Here is an 18,809-nt window from a genome sequence, read left to right as displayed (position 1 = left end):
CCCCGGAAGTTCAGACGGCCGGCGGCAGCATGCCCGTACGGGGTGCTGCCGCCCGGTCGTCCAGCGACACCGGTGCGGGTTCCGGATGCGGCGCGCAGTCGGCCCGCCGCCCGGCCGGCAGGGCACCCTTCAGCAGGTACTCCCGCACGTGCCGGTCCACGCACGCGTTCCGGCCGCCGACCAGCCCGTGCGAGCCGGCCCCGCGCTCCGTCACCAGCGCCGAGCCGGTCAGCCGCCGGTGCAGCTCCAGGGCCCCCGCGTACGGGGTGGCCGCGTCCCGCTCCGCCGCCACGACCAGGGTGGGGGGCAGCGCCCTCGGCAGCACCCGGACGTCGATCTTCTGCTGCCGCTTCGCCGGCCAGTACGCGCACGGCAGGTTCGTCCAGACGTTGTCCCACGTCTCGAACGGGGCCCGGCGCGCCAGCGCCGTGTTGTCCCGGTCCCAGACGGCCCAGTCGCCGGGCCAGGCCGCGTCGTTGCACAACACCGCCGTGTACACCGCCGTCGCGTTCTCCTCCTCGACCGCCGAGGCCGTGTCGGGTCCGGCCTGCGCGGCCAGCGCCCACTCGTCGCCGGCCAGGTACGCGCTCAGCGCGCCCGCCCGCGGGGCCCAGTAGTCGTCGTAGTAGGCGGTCTTGAGGAACGCGGCCTGGAGCTCGCCGGTGCCGACCGTCCCGCCGGCCGGGTGCTTCGCGACGGCCGCGCGGACCTTCTCGTACGAGGCCAGCACCGCCTCCGGTGTCCTGCCCAGGTGGTAGACGTCGTCGTGGCGGGCCGCCCAGGTCCGGAAGTCCCGCCAGCGGCCCTCGAACGCCAGGGACTGGTCGAGGTTGTTGCGGTACCAGATGCCGCGCGGATCGGGGTTGACGACGGAGTCGAAGACCATCCGGCGCACGTACGAGGGGTAGAGCGTGGCGTACAGCGCGCCGAAGTACGTGCCGTACGAGGCGCCCATGAAGGTCAGCTTCCGGTCGCCCAGGGCGGCCCGCAGGACGTCCAGGTCCCGGACGTTGTTGAGCGAGTTGTAGTACGGCAGCGCCGCGCCGGCCGAGCGCGCGCAGCCGCGCGAGTACGCCCGCGCGGCCGCGATCCGCTGCCGCTTGTACGCCGCCCCGGGCGCGCGCGGGGTCTGCGTGGGCGCGTGGCCGAACTGCTTCGGGTCCTGGCAGGACAGCGGGGCCGAGCGGCCGACCCCGCGCGGGGCGTAGCCGACCAGGTCGTACACCGCGGTGACCGGATCCCACTCGGGCAGCATGCCGACGACGGGGAAGTACATGCCGGAGGCGCCCGGGCCGCCCGGGTTGTACACGAGGGAACCCTGACGGCGGGAGCGCTCGCCGGTGGCCCGCGCCCGACTGACGGTCAGGGAGATCTGCCTGCCGTCGGGCCGCGCGTAATCCAGGGGAACGCGCAGCAGCGCGCACTGCACCGTCGGCGGCAACTGCTCGACGCGCGGACAGGCCCGGAAGGCCAGCCCGGCGGTGGCCGCGCGCTTGGCGGCCAGGGCCGCGCCCCGCTGCTCGGGGGTGCCGGCGAAGGCGCCGGGCACGGCAGCACCAGCGACCGGCCCGGCAGCCCCACTGCCGGCTGCGGCCGCGGCGGGCCCCGGGGCGGGCGCACACAGGCTCAGGGCGAGGACCGTGGCGGTCACTCCGTATCGGACGAGTTCCCGCATGTCCCGCATGGCGGCGGCCCCTTCACATCCCACTGGTCCAGATCATCCACAACATCCGTAAATCGGATAAAGGGATGCTTCGTGGAGGAGCGGCCGAAGTAAAGGAGGCGGCACGGATGTCGGACCGGATGGCCCCCGTTGGGTCAGCGCACCGGTTGACGAAGCGTCAGCGCCGGCCGCGGAAGCCATCGCCGTCCGTGGCAGCCCCCGTCACCGGATCCGGTGCCCGTGACTCCCGTGGTGTGGGGGGCAGACCCCGGCCACCGCATCCTTGGCGGTGCCTGGTGGGTCCCGTGGCGCGTGGGCCCGCAGCCCCGGCCACCGCATCCTTGGCAGTGCCTGGTGGGTCCCGTGGTGTGTGGGGGAGGTGCTTGAGGCGGTAGGGCAGGCTGGTCCGGAGGCAGGCCCGGGCCTGGGGTGGCCGTAGGCCAGGGGCGGAGCCCCCTTGCCCCAGGGGTGGGCCTGCCGCAGGGCCTGCAGGCCCTGCCGGGTCAAGCACCGAGGGGACCCACACACCACACGACCCACCCCCCGAAGCGAGCCCACCCCATACCGGGCCGCACACCCCGCCCGACCCCTTGAAGCAACCCCCTCGAAGCCACCCCACCCCGTCCCCACCCGCACCCTCGCGACCCCGCTCGCCCCCACCGCGGCCCGGCGCCCCCAGCGCTACCCCCGGTCGGCGTACCGGCGCCGTGCCTCGCCCGCGAGGTCCGGGACGGCGCGCCGCAGGTCGGACTCTGACGGCCGCGGCTCCGGGTGCGTGACCCGGCGTCGTGGGCCCGCCCCTCGGCGGGCCCGCCGCGCCGTGCGCTCCGGCAGCCTGTGCGCTACGCAGCCTTGCGGCGGCGGAACAGCCGCAGCAGGGCGAACACGATCACCGCGAGGAGCACCACGCCGAGCACGCCCACGACGAGGGCGGCGATGCCGAGCTTCTTGAAGAAGCCGCCCTTCTTGCCCTTCTTCTTCCCCTTCTTCTTGCCCTTGCGGTCCTTCAGGGCCTTGAGGTTCTTCGTGACCTTGTTCGGCTTGCGCTTGTCGGCGAGCAGCACCGTGCCGGCCGCCTCCTGGCCGACGGCGGTGGGGGTGGTCGCGGCGGCCGTCCCGGCCACGGCTATCGCCCCGGCCGCAGCTGCGGGGCCCGGGGCCACGGCCACGGCGCGGGCGGTCGCGGGCGCCGCCTCGGCCAGCGCCGCCGGGCCCGCGAGCAGCCCCGCGAGGGCGAGGGCGGCCGCGGCCCGTACGGTCGTGCGTCTGTTCACTGCGTCTCCTCCGTCGGACGGTCCCCGGGCGTGCGCCGCCCGGTGGCTTCGGTGCCGGCCCCGGAGCCGGGCGTGGTGGCGGGCCGGGTCAGGACCAGCAGGGCGTCCACGAGGTCCTCCGCCGGGGCGCCGGTGGCCAGCCGCCGCAGCTGCTGGCCGAAGACCAGCGCGACCGCGGCCCCGGCCAGCCGCTCGGGGTCCGGTACGCCGAGGTGGGCCAGGATGCGCGCCGCAAGCAGGTCGTAGGCCGCGAAGCAGTCGGCCGCCGCGGCGCGCAGCCGCTCGTCGCGGCCGGCCTGGACGTACAGCTCGAACGGGGCGATGTGCCGGCTGTCGAAGCCGTCGACCCCCGCGACCCGGGCCACCACCTCGGCCGCCTGCCGGATGTCGAAGCGGTCGTCGGAGCACTCGTCGGCCAGGGCCGTGAAGTGGCGCGTCTCCTCGGCCACGAAGTGCAGCAGGCTCTCCCGCAGGAGTTCGTGCTGGGTGGCGAAGTGGTAGGTGACGGAGCCCAGCGAGACCCCGGCCTCCTTGGCGATGCGCCGGTTGGTCAACGCGGCGATCCCGTCCTGCCCGATGATCCGCAGTACGGCGTCGATGATGTTCTGGCGGGTGTCGGCGGCAGGGGACATGGCGGCATTCTGCCCGATCACCCCGGGGACCCGTGCCGCCCGTGCCCTGGCCACCTGCGGGCCCGCCGGCGGCGCGTCCCGACCTCCCTGCGGTGCCTGGACAGGGGCCCGCTCCCCTCCCTACTGTTCGTTCGAACGAACAGCTCAGTGGACCACGCATCGGCAGTCGGCACTCGGGAGTCGGGAATCGCCATGGACGTATCCGGATCGAACGTTCTGCTCACCGGGGCCACCGGAGGCATCGGCGGGGCCCTGGCCGCCGGCCTGGCCTCGCACGGGGCGCGCCTCACGGTCACCGGCCGGCGCGCGGACGCGCTGAAGGCCGCCGCCGACGCCCACGGCGCCCGGGCGGTGGTCGCCGACCTCGCCGTACGCACCGACGTCGCCCGCCTCGCCGAGACCTGCGCCGACACGGACGTCCTGGTCGCGAACGCCGCCCTGCCGGCCAGCGGCGACCTCCTCGACTACACCGAGGACCAGCTCGACCGCGCCCTCGACGTCAACCTGCGCGCCCCCGTCCTGCTGACCCGGCTGCTCCTCCCGCACATGGTGGCGCGCGGCCGGGGCCACGTCGTGCTGGTCGGCTCGATCTCCGGCAAGGCGGCGAGCAGGTCCACGTCCCTGTACAACGCGACCAAGTTCGGGCTGCGCGGGTTCGCCCTCGCCCTGCGCCAGGACCTCGCGGGCACCGGGGTGGGGGTGTCCCTCGTCCAGCCGGGCTTCGTCCGCGACGCAGGGATGTTCGCCGACACCGGCGCGGCGACCCCGAACGGCATCCGGACCGTCGCCCCCGGCCAGGTCGCCGAGGCCGTCGTCCGGGCCGTCCGGCGCGACCTGTGCGAGGTCAACGTGGCACCGCTGGAACTGCGGCTGCTCAGTGCGGTGGCCGGCCAGTTCCCCCGGTTCGCGGAGCGGGTCCAGGCCCGGTCGGGCGGCGTCGACGGCCTCGTCCGCCAGATCGTCGACGCGCAGCGGTCCCGGCGCTGAGCGGTGTGACGCCCGCGCGGGAGCGGCGTACCGCCCGACCGTGACGGCGGGTCAGCGGACGGTGCCCGCCGGGCCGGTGAGCAGGTGCAGCGCCCGGTGCTCCGCACCGGCCTGGGCCGCCCCGGCACCGAGCAGCCCCCGGTCGGCCGCCTCGCGCAGGGTCGTGCTGAGCTCGTCGCAGCGGGCACATCCCTCCACCCACCCCGGGACGAGGTCGAGGTGACGGTTGGCCAGGTGGCGCGCCAGCCGCGTGAGGGGGTGGGACGGCGCGCCCGGCCTGGGCGCGGCGTCCGGGGTCGGTGCGGGCTGACGGACGGTCTGGCGCAGGCGGTTGCATTCCGGACAGGCGGCCGGCACGGCTACGGGGTCGGCACTCATGCCTGCCACGGTAACCCCCGACGGCTCCGGTACCGGCCCCGGCTCGGCGGCGGCCGCCGCATTGTCGCGCCATTGTCCCCCCACGACGGCTGCCCTACTGTTCGTTCGAACGACTTGGGGCGGATGTCACGTCGCCTGCCCGCCCCGCACCCGTACGCCTCCCATAACACGCCACGTGAACGGAGAGTCCGGCTGTGCCGAGCGACCACCCCCCGACCCCCCTGTCCGCCGACCCCGGCGGCCCGCGCGCCGGCTCCGGCGTCGACCGCCGCGCCCTGCTCCGCATGAGCGGGCTACTGGCCGCGGGCGGCGCGGCCGCCCTGGTCCCCGCACCGATCGCCCGCGCCGTGACGAGCGGCCAGGGCACCGGCACGGTGACCACCACCTACCAGGGCCGCTCGCCCTACGGGATCGACCAGTGGGCGTCCGTCCCCTTCGACGTCCCCCCGGGCGTCCAGCGGATCACGGTCGCCTCCTCGTGCGAGGCGGCCGCCGGCATCCTGGACACCGGCATCTTCGGGCCGTCCGGATTCCGCGGCTGGTCCGGCAGCGCCCGGTCCGAGTTCACCCTCTCCGGGGCGGACGCCACCCCGGGGTACGTGCCCGGGCCCGTCGAGCCGGGCGGCTGGTCCGTCGCGCTGGGGCCGATGGTCAGCGGCGCCGGCGGCATGGCCTGGACGGTCACCGTCACCCTCCACCACGGCGAGCCGCTGACCCGGGCCCCGTACGACGTCCTGCCGACCGCGCTGCCCGGGCGCGGCCCGGGCTGGTACCGGGGCGACCTGCACCTGCACAGCGTGCACTCCGACGGGCAGCGCACGGTGGACGAGATCGTCGCGGCGGCCCGGCAGGAGGGCCTGCACTTCCTCGCCACCTCCGACCACAACACCAGCTCGACGGGCGTGTCGTGGAGCGGCAACGTCCCGGGCGACCTGCTGGTCATCAACGCCGAGGAGGTCACCACCCGGCACGGCCACTGGCTGGCCGTGGGGATCCCGCAGGGCGAGTGGGTGGACTGGCACTACGGCCCCCGCGACGCCGGGGCGTTCGACGGCCACGTCCGGCGCGTCCACAGTCTCGGCGGGCTGGCGATCGCCGCCCACCCGCTCACCCCGGCCGCGGGCTCGTTCTGGGAGTTTGGCCTCGACCGCGTCGACGCGCTGGAGGTGTGGAACGGGCCCTGGACGCTGGACGACGCGGCCAACATCGCCGCCTGGCACGCCATGCTCTGCGTCGGCAAGCGCGTCGCCGCCGTCGGCAACAGCGACGCTCACAGCCCCTCGGACGCCGTCGGCCGCCCGCACAACGTGGTGTACGCCAGCAGCCTGTCCACCCCCGCCGTCCTGGACGCCCTGCGCACGGGGCGCTCGTACGCCGTCGAGTCCTCGGCCGTCACCCTGGACTTCACCGCCCGGGGCGGCGGCGGGGTCGCCGGGCCGGGCCAGGAACTGCCGCTCGGCTTCTTCGACGGCGTGGACGTCGTGCTCGACGTCCGGGGCGCCCCGGACACCGTCGCCACGCTCTACACCGAGTGGGGCATCATGGCCGCCACGTGGATCGACGGCAGCGGCCGGGGCCAGCTGCGCTGGCGGGGCTGGGGCAAGGCCTCCCTGTTCGCCCGCGCCGAGGTGCGCCGCCTGAAGCCCGCTTCCACCACGCTGGACCAGCTGGTGGCGATCACCAACCCGATCTGGTTCTACTCCCCCCAGCTGCCGCCGTACGACGTCGAACGGCGCACCCTGTTCCACACCGAGCGGCGGCCCGACGGGTCGTGGAGCAGCATGCGGCCGCTGCCGGGGGCCGCCGGCGCGTCCGCGTTCTCCGGGGTGCAGACGGCGGCTGCCGGCCAGGCCGACGGCTCGGTGGTGCTGCTCGGCATCGCGCCGGACAACAGCCTGTGGCTGACGGCCGTGCGGGGCGCGAGCGTGCTGCAGCCCTGGCAGCGGGTCGCGGGGCCGGACGGCAAGGAGGCGTTCACGGTCCGCGAGGCGGACGTGGCGGCCTTCCCCGACGGCACCTGCCAGATCGTGGCCACGGCGATGGACGGCACCGCGTACCACCAGCTGCGCCGGGCCGACGGCGGGCTGACGGGCTTCCGGGCGGCGCCCGGCGCCACGGCGTCGAGCCGGTGGGGTGCGACGAAGGTGGCGATCGCGGCGATGCCCGACGGGTCCGCCCAGTTGCTCAGTTACGGCACGGACGGGCTCATGTACCACTGCGTGCGCGGCCGGGACGGCTCGTGGAGCGGGTGGGGGCGGATGGGCGGCGCGAACGGGGCCGCGACGTTCTCCGGTCCCGCGCTGGCGATCACCGGGATGCCCGACGGTTCGTCCCAGGTCCTGGCGATCGGGCTCGACGGCATGGTGTACCACCAGGTGCGCCGCCCCGACGGTTCGTGGACCGGTTTCCGGGCGCCGCGCGGGGTCACCACGCCCACCATGGGCGCCAGTGCCGTCGGCATCGCCGGGATGCCCGACGGTTCCGCCCAGGTCGTGGCGGTCGGGCTCGACGGGCGGGTCTGGCACGACGTCCGGCGGGCGGACGGCTCCTGGACGCCGTTCGCACAGGTCCCCGGCCCGAACGGGCGGGACGGCTTCCCCGCGGGCCAGGTCCGCATCACGGCCCTGCGGGACGGCACCGCGCACGTGTCCGCCGTCAGCGCCGGCTAGCCGGCGGGGGGACACGCGCGCGGTGGGTGCGGCCGGCGTGGTGCGGGCACCACGCCGGCCGCGGGGACTCAGCGGGCCGTCGCGAAGTCCTGGGTCCAGTAGTGGCTGGCCCCGGAGACGCCGACGCCGATCTCCTTGAAGGAGCAGTTGAGGATGTTCGCCTTGTGGCCGGGGCTGTGCATCCAGGCGTTCATGACCTTGGCGGGCGTGCTGTAGCCGTAGGCGACGTTCTCGCCGTAGGCGCGCCAGCGGTAGCCGGCGCGGGTGATGCGCTGGCCGGGGTTGGAGCCGTCGGAGCCGGTGTGCGACATCCGGTGGTGGACGGCCTGGTCCCGGCTGTGGTTCTGGGCGGCCTTGGTCAGCTTCGCGTTGACCTTCAGCGCGCGGCAGCCGACCTTGGCGCGCTCCTTGTTGACCAGCGCCACGACCTTGGCCGTCGGGCTGGTCGAGGACGTCGCCGCGGTGACGTCCTGCGGGGTCTCCTGGGACGCCATGGCGGCCGTGGGTATGCCCACGAGGCCCAGGGTGGCGACCGCGATGGCCGCCTTGCGGTAGTGCGTCTTCTTGCGGTGCTTCTGCATGCGTGACCTCATTCGGTGTCGCGAAGCCGGCGGCGCCGGGGTCTCCGGCGCCGAGCGGGCCGCCATTCTTAGAAAGCTGGCGAGGGCATGGCAAGTCGCTCCGCTTGGGCGCGCGTCAACTCGGCTGCACCGGGCTTGAAATGGGCGGGCGGTCGTGCAGGTGGACCCGGTCGTGTCGTGAGTGAGATATCTGATGAAGAATCAAAAATCCATCTGAGCAGGGAATTTGCTGCTCGGCGTCTCGAGCGTCGAGATGGGCATTCCGTCGGAGAGGGGTATTTCGATTCCCGTCGCACATGTCCGGACATGTCGACGCGGGCCCGGCGCCCGTAACCCTTCCGTTATCCCGTCACCGTCCGTGATCCATGTCACGGTCCGATCGGTAGCAAGATCACGCATGCCGGAACCGGCGGTGACGGAACGTGAGGCGCGTGCGGGGGGTGGAAGGTGCCGGGGGAGCCTCCGACCCCTCGCGTGTTACTCGGCGGTACGTAATGATGGCGGCGACCATCCACACGGCCGGGGGCTGAGGTAGCGGTGACGACTTTCGACGAACGGACCACGGTGCACGCCTTCCGCGACGACGCCCTGGGGGAGCACGACGCCGTCGGTCTCGCCGCGGCGATCCGGCGGGGCGAGGTCGGCGCCGCCGAGGCCGCCCGGGACGCCGCCGCACGGGTGCGGGAGGTCGAGTCGCGGCTCCGCGCGGTCCAGGTGTACGCCCACGACCCGGAGCCGACCGGACTCCCCGCGCACCGGGCCGGCGGAGGCGGCGCCTTCGCCGGCGTGCCGACGTTCGTGAAGGACAACACCGACTACCGCGGACTGCCCACGGGCCACGGCAGCGCGGCCTTCACCCCGCGGGCCGCCCGCCGGCACGCACCCTTCGCCCGGCAGTTCCTGAGCACCGGGGTCACCGTCCTCGGCAAGACCCGGCTGCCCGAGTTCGGGTTCAGCCCGAGCACCGAGTACGAGGGCGCCGAGCCGGTCCGCAACCCGTGGCACACCGGCCACTCGGCGGGCGGCTCCTCCGGCGGCAGCGCGGCGCTCGTCGCCGCGGGCGCCGTACCCCTCGCGCACGCCAACGACGGCGGCGGCTCGATCCGGATACCGGCGGCCTGCTGCGGACTCGTCGGCCTCAAGCCCACCCGCGGCAGGGTCGTGCCCAACGCCCAGAGCCGCCAACTCCCGCTCGACATCGTCTCCGACGGCATCGTCAGCCGCTCCGTCCGGGACTCCGCAGCCTTCCTCGCCGCCGCTGAGACGTACTGGCGCAACCCCAAGCTGCCGCCGGTCGGCCTGGCCGAGGGCCCCACCGGGCAGCGGCTGCGCATCGGGTTCCTGGTGGACTCGCCCAACGGCGTCCGCTCCGACACCGCCACCCGGGAGGCGGTCACCGGGACCGCGGCGACGCTGGAGCGGCTCGGCCACACCGTGGAACCGGTGGAACTGGCCGTCGACCCCCGTTTCACGGACGACTTCCTCACCTACTGGGGCCTGCTCTCCTTCCTCCTCGGCGTCACGGGCCGCACCCTCGGCGCGGACTTCGACCGGAGCCGCATGGACGCCCTCAGCCGGGGCCTGCGCCAGACGTACCTCGACGACTGGCGGCGGACCCCCGGGGTGCTGCGGCGGCTGAAGCGCACGCGGGAGGCGTACGCGGCGTCGTTCCGCGGACTCGACCTCGTGCTCTCACCCGTGCTCGCCCACACCACGCCGCCGATCGGCCACCTCAGCCCGACCGTTCCCTACCGGGCCCTGATCGAGCGGATCCTCGCGTACGTGGCGTTCACGCCGGTCAACAACGTCGTCGGCACGCCGTCGATCTCGGTGCCCGCGGCGCACGCGACGGCCGACGGCCTCCCCGTCGGCGTGATGTTCTCCGGCCGCCCGGGCGGGGAGCGGAAGCTGCTGGAGGTGGCGTTCCAGTTGGAGGCTGACCGCCCCTTCCGCCGCATCCAGGACGCCTGAAGGGGACTCCCGACCGGCGTCAGGCGGCCGGCTTGCCCGGCTGGTCGTGGGTGGAGCAGTGGATGCCGCCGCCACCGGAGGCGATGGTGTCGATCTGCACCTGGACGACGTCCCGTTTCGGGAAGTGCTCCTGGAGGATCGCCTTGGCCCGCGCGTCCGCCTTCCGGTCGCCGAACTTGGGCATGAAGACGGAGTCGTTGGCCACGTAGAAGTTCGCGTAGGTGGAGACGAAGTCGTCGCCCTCGCCGGTGATCCGGTCGAGGTCCGGCTGGGGCAGGTCGACGATCTCGAAGCGCCGGCCCCGCGCGTCGGTCGCCTTGCTCAGCACCGCGCGGGCCTGGTCGGCCGAGCGGGACCAGGAGTCCGGGGGAGTGCTCGGGTGCGCCTGGTCGAGGAGGACGACGCCGGGGGCGGTGAAGCGTACGAGGCTGTCCACGTGCGCGTCGGTGATGTCCTCGCCGCGGACGCCCGCCAGCCACACCACCTTCTCCACGCCCAGGGTCTCGACGAGCTCGTCCTCGATCTGGTCCCGGCTCTTCCCGGGGTTGCGGTTGGCGTTGACGATCGAGCTCTCGGTGATCAGGAGGGTGCCCTGCCCGTCGGTCTCGAAGGAGCCGCCCTCGGCGACGAGCGGGGCCACCTCGCGGGGGATGCCGTACCGGGCGAGCAGCTTGCGACCCACCTGGGCGTCGTTGGCGTGCTCCTGCTTGTTGCCCCAGCCGTTGAAGTTGAAGTCGATCCCGGTGACCTTCCCGGCGTCCTCGACGAAGACGGGGACGATGTCGCGGGCCCACAGGTCGTCGACGGCCATCGGAACGACCTCGACCTGCGAGCCGCAGGCCCGCTGGGCCGCGGCGAGCTGGTCGGGGCGGGCCAGCATCACGACCGCCTCGTACTCGCCGACCGCGCGGGCGATGCGGGCGATGTCCTCCCGGACGTACGGCAGGTCCTCCCCCCACACCGAGGCGAGGGCCGGCCACGACATGAACGTGCGCGTGTGGCTCTCCCACTCGGCACCGAAGCGGCGCTCGGCCTCCTCGGACGGCGTGCGCCCGGGGGCGGTGTTGCGGCCGGCGCCGGCGGACTCCTCGGGACTGCAGGCCGCGGCGCCGAGCCCGAGCGCGCCGCCGAGGGCGGCGAAGGCCCGCAGGGCGGTGCGGCGGGAGAGGGGGAGGTGGGACACGCTGTGCTCCGATCGTGGGCTGGCGAGACTATCCGGCCGCGGCGGGCGGATCCCGGGGGCGCGCGGCGGCGGGGTGGGTCGCCGGGCGCGCGGGGCGGCGGATGTCACGGGCCGGGGCCCCACGCGGGGGCGGCCGTCGGGGCGGCTGCGCCGGTGCGTGGGTGGGGTGGCCGTGCGTCCACTCTGACACTGACTGAATTTTCAGTCAAACTCCCTCCGGGTCGGTGTGCCGGCGCCCCGGGCGCCGGGCACCGCCGCGCCGACCGCGTCGCGGGTCCTCAGGTGCAGGCCCGCCACCTCGGCCCCGATCGCGTCGCGCACCAGGTCGCGGGCGTGGGACACCGGCAGGATCCCGATCAGCCACCGCGTGGTCAGGCCCTCCAGGAGGACGCCGAGCCGCTCGGCCGCGGCCGCCAGGGCGGCGTCCGGAGCCGTCGGCGCGACCCGTCCGAGCAGGTCCGTGGTCTCCCGCACCCATTCCAGACTGGCCCGGGCCAGTTCCTCCCGCAGCTCGGGCTCGAAGATCGCGCCGGCCCGCAGCTCGCCCCAGGCGGTGCTGTTGTCGCGGGCCTCGGGGGCGTCCCGGAGGTCCAGCAGCAGCCGGTGTTCCAGCTCCCGCCGCCAGTGCCCCGGCCCGCCCGGTCCGTCCGCTCCGTCCCCCGGCCCGCCCGGTCCGTCCCCCGGTCCGGGCGCCGGGTGGTGGGCGTACCGCCGCGCCCGGTCGCCGATGAACCTCAGGGTGTGCCGCAGCAGGCGGGCGCGGTCGCCGAAGTGGTAGTACACGAGCGCCTTGGACACCCCGGCCTCGGTGGCCAGCTCCTCGATGCGCAGCCCGCGCACCCCGCGGCGGGCGATCACCCGGGCCGCGGCCTCCAGGATCGTCGTCTTGCGGTCCTTCACCCTGTGCTCCTTCGCACGGCCCCCTGCACCGGGTCCGTTGTTGACTGAAACTTTAGTCAACAGGCGCGATCGCCGGGGCGCGTCCCGCGCCCCGGCCCTCCGCCGCCCGCACCGCCGAAAGAGCCACCCATGCCCTCCACCCAGCAGTCCGGGGCCCAGCCGGTCCACTCGCCGCTGTCCGCCGACGACCCCCGCGAGATCGGCGGCTACCGGCTGCACGCCCGGATCGGCGCCGGCGGCATGGGCCTCGTGTACCTCGCCCACACCCCCGGCGGACGGCCCATCGCCCTGAAGGTGGTCCGGGAGGACTTCGCCGCCGACCCCGGGTTCCGCCGCCGGTTCGCCCAGGAGGTCGCCAGCGCGCGCCGCATCCACGGCCTGTTCACCGCGCAGGTGGTGGACGCCGGCGTGGACGCCCCGCTCCCGTGGCTCGCGACGGCGTACGTGCCCGGCCCGTCCCTGCAGCAGCTGGTCGAGCGGTACGGCCCGCTGCCCGCCCGCTCGGTGCTGCTCCTGGTCGCCGGGATCGCGGAGGCCCTCCAGGCGGTGCACGGGGCGGGCGTGGTGCACCGCGACCTCAAGCCCGCCAACGTGCTCGTCGCCGAGGACGGCCCCCGCGTCATCGACTTCGGCATCGCGCGGGCGGCCGACGACACCGGGCTCACCGGCACCGGCCTGCGGATCGGCACGGCAGCGTACATGGCGCCGGAGCAGGCGCTCGGGCGGGCCGTCACGCCCGCCACCGACGTCTTCGCGCTCGGCGCGCTCGCGGCGTACGTCGCCGGCGGCGGGCTGCCCTTCGGCGCGGGACCCGAGTCGGCCGCCCTGTACCGCGTGGTGCACGAGCCCGCCGACCTCTCCCGCGTCCCGGCGGAGCTCCACGGGCTGCTCGTGCGGTGCCTGGCCAAGGACCCCGGGCTGCGGCCCACCCCGGCCGAACTGATCGCCGCGGTGCGCGCGCACCCGGCCGTGGGCCCCTCGGCGGAGTTCGGCGACGGGTGGCTGCCCGGGGCGGTCGGCCGGGAGGTCACGCGCCGCGCCGCGGCCCCTGCGGCCGCCGGTTCGGTGCCCTCCGGTCCTGGTGCCCACGGTTCCGCGCCCTCCGGCTCCGGGTTCCCCGCGCCCGGCTTCGACGCGCCCGGCTTCGACGGGGCCGGGCTCCCCGCCCCCACCCTGCTCGACGCGGAGTTCGGGGCGGCGTTCCCGCACGCGCAGCCCACCCAGGCCGTTCCGGCCGCCCGAGCCGTCCCGGACGCGGTCCACGGTGCCGTCGCCGGTGCCGCGGGGGCCGCCGGGCCGGGCGCACCGGGCGGGCGGGACCGCGGCGGGCGCCCCGGGGCCGCCGGGCGCCGGTCCCCGCGCGGGGTGCGGCGCGGCCGTACGGCCCGCACGGCGCGGGTCGTCGGCGTCCTCGTCGCGCTCGGGGCGGTGGCCGGGGCGGTGTACTGGTTCGACGTACCCGGCGGGGACGACGGCGGGCCGGGCGTCACGTACGCGGCGGGGTACGCGGACGTCGAACTCACCGCCCCCGACGACGGCTACGAGTTCGACCTGGACACCGGGAAGGTGGTGCCCGCCGACACAGCCGAGTGGTACCTCGCGCGGGTCGAGGACGGGTTCGTGGTGCCGGAGGACGCCGACGCGTTCGTGGCGTCGGGGTACGCGCTCGGCCCCGCCGACTGCGAGAGCGGGCTCGACGCGGAGCCGGTGGCGAGCCTGCCGTACGACCAGCTCGCCGACGAGCGGCCGTTCTGCGTGCGCGGCGCCGACGGCCGACTGGTCGTGGCGCGGCTGGTCGAGGCGGACCCCGGCGGCCGCGTCACGGTCGCCCTGAGCCAGTACCGGCGGAACGGCTGACCGCGCACGGCAGCCGCGGGCGTGCCGGGCGTGCCGGGCGTTCGGGCCGTACCGGGCGGGCGTGCCGGACGCGTCGGCGTACGGGCGTACGGGCGTGTCGGGCGGATTCCGGGGAGCGGACGGCGTGACGGCGCTTCCCCGCGGTCCGGATAGGGTTCGTGACATGGCGTCTCGCAGTACTCAGATCCTGGAAGCGGCCGCCCGGGTGATCGCCCGGCGCGGGGTCCGCGGCCTGCGCGTGGAGGAGTTGGCGGAGGAGGCCGGGGTGTCCACCGGCCTGATCTACTACCACTTCAAGGACCGCACCGGAGTCCTGCGCAGCACGCTGGAGTTCATCAACGACCGCGCCGAGCGGTACACCACGGCCCAGGACCCGGACGCGGAGCCGTTGAGCCCCCGCGAGGAGCTCGACCAGGTCCTGCTCCTGGAACTCCAGGACGACCCCGAGGTGCGGGAGAACAGCACGGCCTGGGGCGAGCTGCGGGCCAGCGCCGTCTTCGACCCCGTCCTGCGCGAGGACCTGGCCCGGGCCACCCTGGTGTGGGTCCAGGAGGTGGCCGCCCTGCTGGGCCAGGTGCAGCCGCTCGCGCCGGCGGCCACGCTCGCCGCGGCGGCCGAACGCCTCACGGCCCTGCTCGAGGGCCTGAGCATGCGCTGGCTCAGCGGCGGCCTCGCCCTCGATCACGCGCGCACCCTCATGGCGGAGGCCGTCGAGGTGGAGCTGGCCCGGCTGCGGCAGCGCTGAGCCCCGGCCGCCGCGGACGGCGATCAGGCCGCCCCGCCGGCCACCGGCGCCCTTCCCCCTGGGAGGGCGCTTTCTCGTCTCCCCAGTCTTGACTGAAAATTCAGTCAGTGCCACAGTGAGGCCACCGCCGGGCTCCACGCCCGCCATCGAGGCCCACCCGCCTCCGAGGCCCCGCGCCGAGCCGGCTGCCCGAAGGCCGGACGCGCGAAGGCCGGAAGGTCCCGCCTCCGGGCCGTCCGGATCCCGGCCCTCCCTCGCTCTCTCCCCACCCTTTCCGTACGGGGAGGAAGGACACCCCATGCACGCCATGCACGTCATCCGCCCGAGGCCGGCATGCCGCTGACCCCCACCGAGCGGGACCGCCTGCTGCTGTTCACCGCCGCCGAACTCGCCCGGGCCCGCCGCGCGCGCGGCCTCCGGCTCAACGTCCCCGAGGCGACCGCGCTCGTCGCGGACACCGTCTGCGAGGCCGCCCGCGACGGGCTGCGCCTGGCCGAGGCGATCGAGCGGGGGCGCTCGGTCCTCGGGCCGGACGACGTCCTGCCGGGCGTCGTGGACGTGGTCACCGAGATCCAGGTCGAGGCCGTCTTCGACGACGGCAGCCGGCTCGCCGCCGTCGCCGAGCCGTTCGGGGCCCGGGAGGGGCGCGACGACGGCGCGCCCGGCGCCGTCCTGCCCGGCCCGGACGCCCCCGCCGTACCCGAGGCGGTCGTGACGCTCCGGGTGCGCAACACGGCGTCCGTGCCGATCAGCGTCACCTCGCACTTCCACTTCTTCGAGGCCAACCCGCGCCTCGACTTCGACCGCTGCGCCGCGTACGGGATGCGGCTCGCCGCCCCGGCCGGCGCGTCGACCCGGTTCGACCCGGGGAGCACGGCCGCGGTGGGCCTCGTCCCCCTCGGCGGCGCCCGCGTCGCCCTGGGCTTCGCGGGCCTGGTCGACGGACCGCTGGACGCCCCCGGCGTGCGGGAGGAAGCCCTGCGCAGGGCCGCCGCCTGCGGTTACCTGGGCGCGGCGGAGCACCCCGGCGCGCCGGACGGGGGGCGGGCATGAGCAGGCCGACCCGGCACTCCGACCACTGCGCCCCCGGCAGCAGTCGTCACATCGACCCGTACGAGTACGCCTCCGTGCACGGTCCGCGCGCCGGCGACCGGGTCCGGCTGGGCGACTCGGGACTGGTCGTCCGCGTCGAGTCCGACGCCCAGCAGCCCGGTGACGAGTTCCTGGCGGGCTTCGGCAAGACCGCGCGGGACGGCATGCACCTGAAGGCGGCCGCGGTCCGCGAGACCTGCGACGTCGTGATCACCAACGTGCTGGTGATCGACGCCGTCCTCGGCATCCGCAAGGTGTCGGTCGGCATCCGCGAGGGCCGCATCCACGCGATCGGCCGGGCCGGCAACCCCGACACCCTCGACGGCGTCGACGTGGTCGTCGGGACGGGCACCACGATGATCCCGGGGGAGGGCCTGATCGCCACCGCAGGCGCGGTCGACACCCACGTGCACCTGCTGTCCCCGCGCATCATGGAGGCGTCCCTGGCGAGCGGTGTCACCACGGTCATCGGGCAGGAGGTCGGTCCGAGCTGGGGCGTCGGGGTCAACTCCCCGTGGGCGCTCAAGCACGCCTTCGGCGCCTTCGACGCCTGGCCGGTCAACATCGGTTTCCTGGCCCGTGGTTCGTCCTCGGACGCCGCGCCGCTGGTGGAGGCCCTCGCCGAGGGCGGCGCCTCCGGCTTCAAGGTCCACGAGGACATGGGCGCCCACACCCGCGCCCTGGACACCGCCCTGCGCGTGGCCGAGGAGCACGACGTCCAAGTGGCCCTGCACAGCGACGGCCTGAACGAGTGCCTGTCGGTGGAGGACACCCTGCGGGTCCTGGAGGGCCGGACCATCCACGCCTTCCACATCGAGGGTTGCGGCGGGGGTCACGTCCCCAACGTGCTGAAGATGGCGGGCGTCCCGAACGTCATCGGCTCCTCGACCAACCCCACCCTGCCCTTCGGCCGTGACGCGGTCGCCGAGCACTACGGGATGATCGTCTCCGTCCACGCGCTGAAACCCGACCTGCCGGGCGACGCGGCGATGGCCCGCGACCGGATCCGGGCCGGGACCATGGGCGCCGAGGACGTCCTGCACGACCTGGGCGCGATCGGCATCACGTCCTCCGACGCGCAGGGCATGGGCCGGGCGGGGGAGACCGTCCGCCGTACGTTCGCCATGGCCGCGAAGATGAAGGCCGAGCTCGGCCCGATGGACGGCGACGGCGAGGGCGACGACAACGCCCGCGTGCTGCGCTACGTCGCCAAGCTCACCATCAACCCGGCCATCGCCCACGGCCTGGCCCACGAGATCGGCTCCATCGAGGTCGGGAAGATGGCGGACATCGTCCTGTGGCGGCCGGCCTTCTTCGGCGCCAAGCCGCAGATGGTCGTCAAGAACGGCTTCCCCGCCTACGGCGTCACCGGCGACCCCAACGCCGCCACCGACACCTGCGAACCCCTCGTCCTCGGGCCCCTGTTCGGCGCCCACGGCGCCGCGCCCGCAGACCTCTCCGTGGCCTTCGTGAGCGCGGCCGCGGTCGCGGCCGGCTCGGCGGGCCGCCCGTACGACGCCCTCGCGACCCGCCGTCGCCGGGTCGCCGTCCGCGGCACCCGCGGCATCGGCCCGAAGGACCTGCTGCACAACTCGCGGACCGGTGACGTGCAGGTCGACGGCCGCTCGGGCCTCGTCACGCTCGACGGGGCGCCGCTGCGCTCGGAGCCTGCGGACAGCGTCGCGCTGAGCCGCCTGTACTTCCTCTGACACCCCGCTGGTCCCTCCTTTCACGGGCGTTCTCCCCGCCCAAAGACTTGACTGAAAATTCAGTTAGGGCCACGATCCCTCCCAACGACCGAAAAGAGACCCCCGATGACCGGATTCCGCATGCCCGCCGAATGGTCCGAGCACGAGGGCTGCCTGATGGCCTGGCCCACCCGCACGGACCTGTGGGGCGACGTCCTCGACGCCGTGAAGGCGGAGTACGCCGAGGTGGCCCGCGCCGTCGCCCGCTTCGAGCCCGTCACGATGGTCGCCCCGCCCGGCCACGCCGACGACGCCCGCGCCCACTGCGGCGACGAGGTGACCGTCGTGGAACTGCCCCTGGACGACTCCTGGTTCCGCGACTCGGCACCGCTGTTCGTCCTGGACGGCGACGGGCGCCGGGCCGGCGTCGACTTCCGGTTCAACGCCTGGGGCCGCAAGCACCACCCGTACGACTCCGACGACCGGATCAGCGCGCTGCTCCTGGAGCACCTCGACGTCGAGCGCATCGCCTCCGACATGATCCTGGAGGGCGGGGCGATCACCGTCGACGGCGAGGGCACCCTCATCACCACCGAGCAGTGCCTCCTGCACCCCAACCGCAACCCCGGCCTGAACCGGGCGCAGATCGAGGCCGAGCTCAAGGCGCGGCTCGGCGTCGACAAGGTGATCTGGCTGCCGTACGGCGGACTGCTCGACACCGAGACCGACGGCCACGTCGACGGCGTCTGCGCCTTCGCCGCGCCCGGCCGCGTCGTGCTCTCCCTGCCCGACGACCCCCAGCACCCGGACTACGTCCGGATGCGCGCCAACCGCGCCGTGCTGGAGGCCTCGACCGACGCCCGGGGCCGCTCCCTGGAGATCGTCGACGTCCCCCAGACCGCGTACGCCGAGGCCGGCGGCACCCGCGTCGAGGTCTCGTACCTCAACTACTACGTCGCCAACGGCGGGGTCGTCGTCCCGGTCGCCGGCGTACCGCAGGACCTGGCCGCCATGGAGGTGATCGCCACCGCGTACCCGGACCGCAAGGTCGTCGGCGTACCGGCCCCGGTCATCGCGTACGGGGGCGGCGGCGTCCACTGCATCACCCAGCAGGTCCCGGTGGCCCGCCCCGGCGCATGACCCAGGGGGCACACCCCACCGGGGCGCGCCCGGCGCCCCGGCCCCCACC

The 18,809-nt window shown here is 75.0% G+C and carries 15 protein-coding genes; 8 read left to right on the top strand and 7 right to left on the bottom strand.

Annotated elements, in window-relative coordinates; translation table 11 throughout:
- Nucleotides 1–10 precede the first annotated feature (10 nt).
- The 3 genes from ACIQCH_RS20455 to ACIQCH_RS20445 all read right to left on the bottom strand — a co-directional run bounded on the left by ACIQCH_RS20455 (nucleotide 11) and on the right by ACIQCH_RS20445 (nucleotide 3,569).
- Nucleotides 11–1,675, bottom strand: a complete 1,665-nt coding sequence (locus ACIQCH_RS20455) for an alpha/beta hydrolase (protein WP_402582809.1) — start codon at nucleotides 1,673–1,675, stop codon at nucleotides 11–13.
- Between the two features lie 830 nt (nucleotides 1,676–2,505).
- Nucleotides 2,506–2,937, bottom strand: coding sequence for a hypothetical protein (locus tag ACIQCH_RS20450; RefSeq protein ID WP_402582717.1), 432 nt, complete (start codon nucleotides 2,935–2,937; stop codon nucleotides 2,506–2,508).
- A complete protein-coding gene (locus tag ACIQCH_RS20445) occupies nucleotides 2,934–3,569 on the bottom strand; it encodes a TetR/AcrR family transcriptional regulator (protein WP_402582716.1) in 636 nt (211 codons plus the stop codon). Before ACIQCH_RS20445 ends, ACIQCH_RS20450 begins: the two co-directional genes overlap by 4 nt.
- Nucleotides 3,570–3,761: 192 nt before the next feature.
- Between ACIQCH_RS20445 and ACIQCH_RS20440 the strand changes: the two genes are divergently transcribed.
- Nucleotides 3,762–4,556: an SDR family NAD(P)-dependent oxidoreductase gene (locus tag ACIQCH_RS20440; protein ID WP_402582715.1), complete on the top strand. Its 795-nt coding sequence runs from the start codon at nucleotides 3,762–3,764 to the stop codon at nucleotides 4,554–4,556.
- 51 nt (nucleotides 4,557–4,607) lie between these two features.
- Here ACIQCH_RS20440 and ACIQCH_RS20435 read toward each other — a convergent pair whose 3' ends face one another.
- Nucleotides 4,608–4,934 carry a hypothetical protein gene (locus tag ACIQCH_RS20435; RefSeq protein WP_402582713.1) on the bottom strand — a complete coding sequence of 109 codons (327 nt, stop codon included), beginning with the start codon at nucleotides 4,932–4,934 and terminating at the stop codon, nucleotides 4,608–4,610.
- 194 nt (nucleotides 4,935–5,128) lie between these two features.
- Between ACIQCH_RS20435 and ACIQCH_RS20430 the strand changes: the two genes are divergently transcribed.
- On the top strand, nucleotides 5,129–7,603 hold the full coding sequence (locus ACIQCH_RS20430) for a CehA/McbA family metallohydrolase (RefSeq protein ID WP_402582711.1): 2,475 nt from the start codon (nucleotides 5,129–5,131) through the stop codon (nucleotides 7,601–7,603).
- A 68-nt stretch (nucleotides 7,604–7,671) separates the two neighbouring features.
- Here the strand turns inward: ACIQCH_RS20430 and ACIQCH_RS20425 are convergent, their stop codons facing one another.
- Nucleotides 7,672–8,184 (bottom strand): CAP domain-containing protein, encoded by a 513-nt coding sequence (locus ACIQCH_RS20425; protein ID WP_402582709.1) that lies wholly within the window; start codon nucleotides 8,182–8,184, stop codon nucleotides 7,672–7,674.
- Nucleotides 8,185–8,721: 537 nt separating this feature from the next.
- On the opposite strand from ACIQCH_RS20425, the gene ACIQCH_RS20420 reads away from it, so the two are divergent.
- Nucleotides 8,722–10,155 carry an amidase gene (locus ACIQCH_RS20420; RefSeq protein WP_402582707.1) on the top strand — a complete coding sequence of 478 codons (1,434 nt, stop codon included), beginning with the start codon at nucleotides 8,722–8,724 and terminating at the stop codon, nucleotides 10,153–10,155.
- Nucleotides 10,156–10,174: 19 nt separating this feature from the next.
- Here ACIQCH_RS20420 and ACIQCH_RS20415 read toward each other — a convergent pair whose 3' ends face one another.
- Nucleotides 10,175–11,338: an agmatine/peptidylarginine deiminase gene (locus ACIQCH_RS20415; RefSeq protein ID WP_402582706.1), complete on the bottom strand. Its 1,164-nt coding sequence runs from the start codon at nucleotides 11,336–11,338 to the stop codon at nucleotides 10,175–10,177.
- A 201-nt stretch (nucleotides 11,339–11,539) separates the two neighbouring features.
- Nucleotides 11,540–12,238, bottom strand: a complete 699-nt coding sequence (locus tag ACIQCH_RS20410) for a TetR/AcrR family transcriptional regulator (RefSeq protein WP_402582704.1) — start codon at nucleotides 12,236–12,238, stop codon at nucleotides 11,540–11,542.
- Nucleotides 12,239–12,367: 129 nt separating this feature from the next.
- Here ACIQCH_RS20410 and ACIQCH_RS20405 point away from each other — a divergent pair, with 129 nt between their 5' ends.
- From ACIQCH_RS20405 to ACIQCH_RS20385, 5 genes are all read left to right on the top strand, one after another.
- The gene (locus tag ACIQCH_RS20405) at nucleotides 12,368–14,095 is read left to right on the top strand and encodes a serine/threonine-protein kinase (protein ID WP_402582702.1); all 1,728 of its coding nucleotides are present in this window, start codon (nucleotides 12,368–12,370) and stop codon (nucleotides 14,093–14,095) included.
- A gap of 163 nt (nucleotides 14,096–14,258) precedes the next feature.
- Nucleotides 14,259–14,840: a TetR/AcrR family transcriptional regulator gene (locus ACIQCH_RS20400; RefSeq protein ID WP_402582700.1), complete on the top strand. Its 582-nt coding sequence runs from the start codon at nucleotides 14,259–14,261 to the stop codon at nucleotides 14,838–14,840.
- A gap of 333 nt (nucleotides 14,841–15,173) precedes the next feature.
- The gene (gene ureA / locus ACIQCH_RS20395; RefSeq protein ID WP_402582699.1) at nucleotides 15,174–15,893 is read left to right on the top strand and encodes an urease subunit gamma; all 720 of its coding nucleotides are present in this window, start codon (nucleotides 15,174–15,176) and stop codon (nucleotides 15,891–15,893) included.
- Entirely contained in the window at nucleotides 15,890–17,641 is a 1,752-nt protein-coding gene (locus ACIQCH_RS20390; protein ID WP_402582697.1) for an urease subunit alpha, read from the top strand. The genes ureA and ACIQCH_RS20390 overlap by 4 nt, the downstream gene beginning before the upstream one ends.
- A 105-nt stretch (nucleotides 17,642–17,746) precedes the next feature.
- Nucleotides 17,747–18,760: an agmatine/peptidylarginine deiminase gene (locus ACIQCH_RS20385; protein WP_402582695.1), complete on the top strand. Its 1,014-nt coding sequence runs from the start codon at nucleotides 17,747–17,749 to the stop codon at nucleotides 18,758–18,760.
- Nucleotides 18,761–18,809 lie beyond the last annotated feature (49 nt).

Source organism: Streptomyces sp. NPDC093225 (assembly GCF_044753805.1).
Classification (GTDB): Bacteria; Actinomycetota; Actinomycetes; order Streptomycetales; family Streptomycetaceae; genus Streptomyces.
The sequence above is the reverse complement of the archived record's forward strand: the minus strand, read 5'-3'. Positions and strand labels throughout refer to the sequence as shown.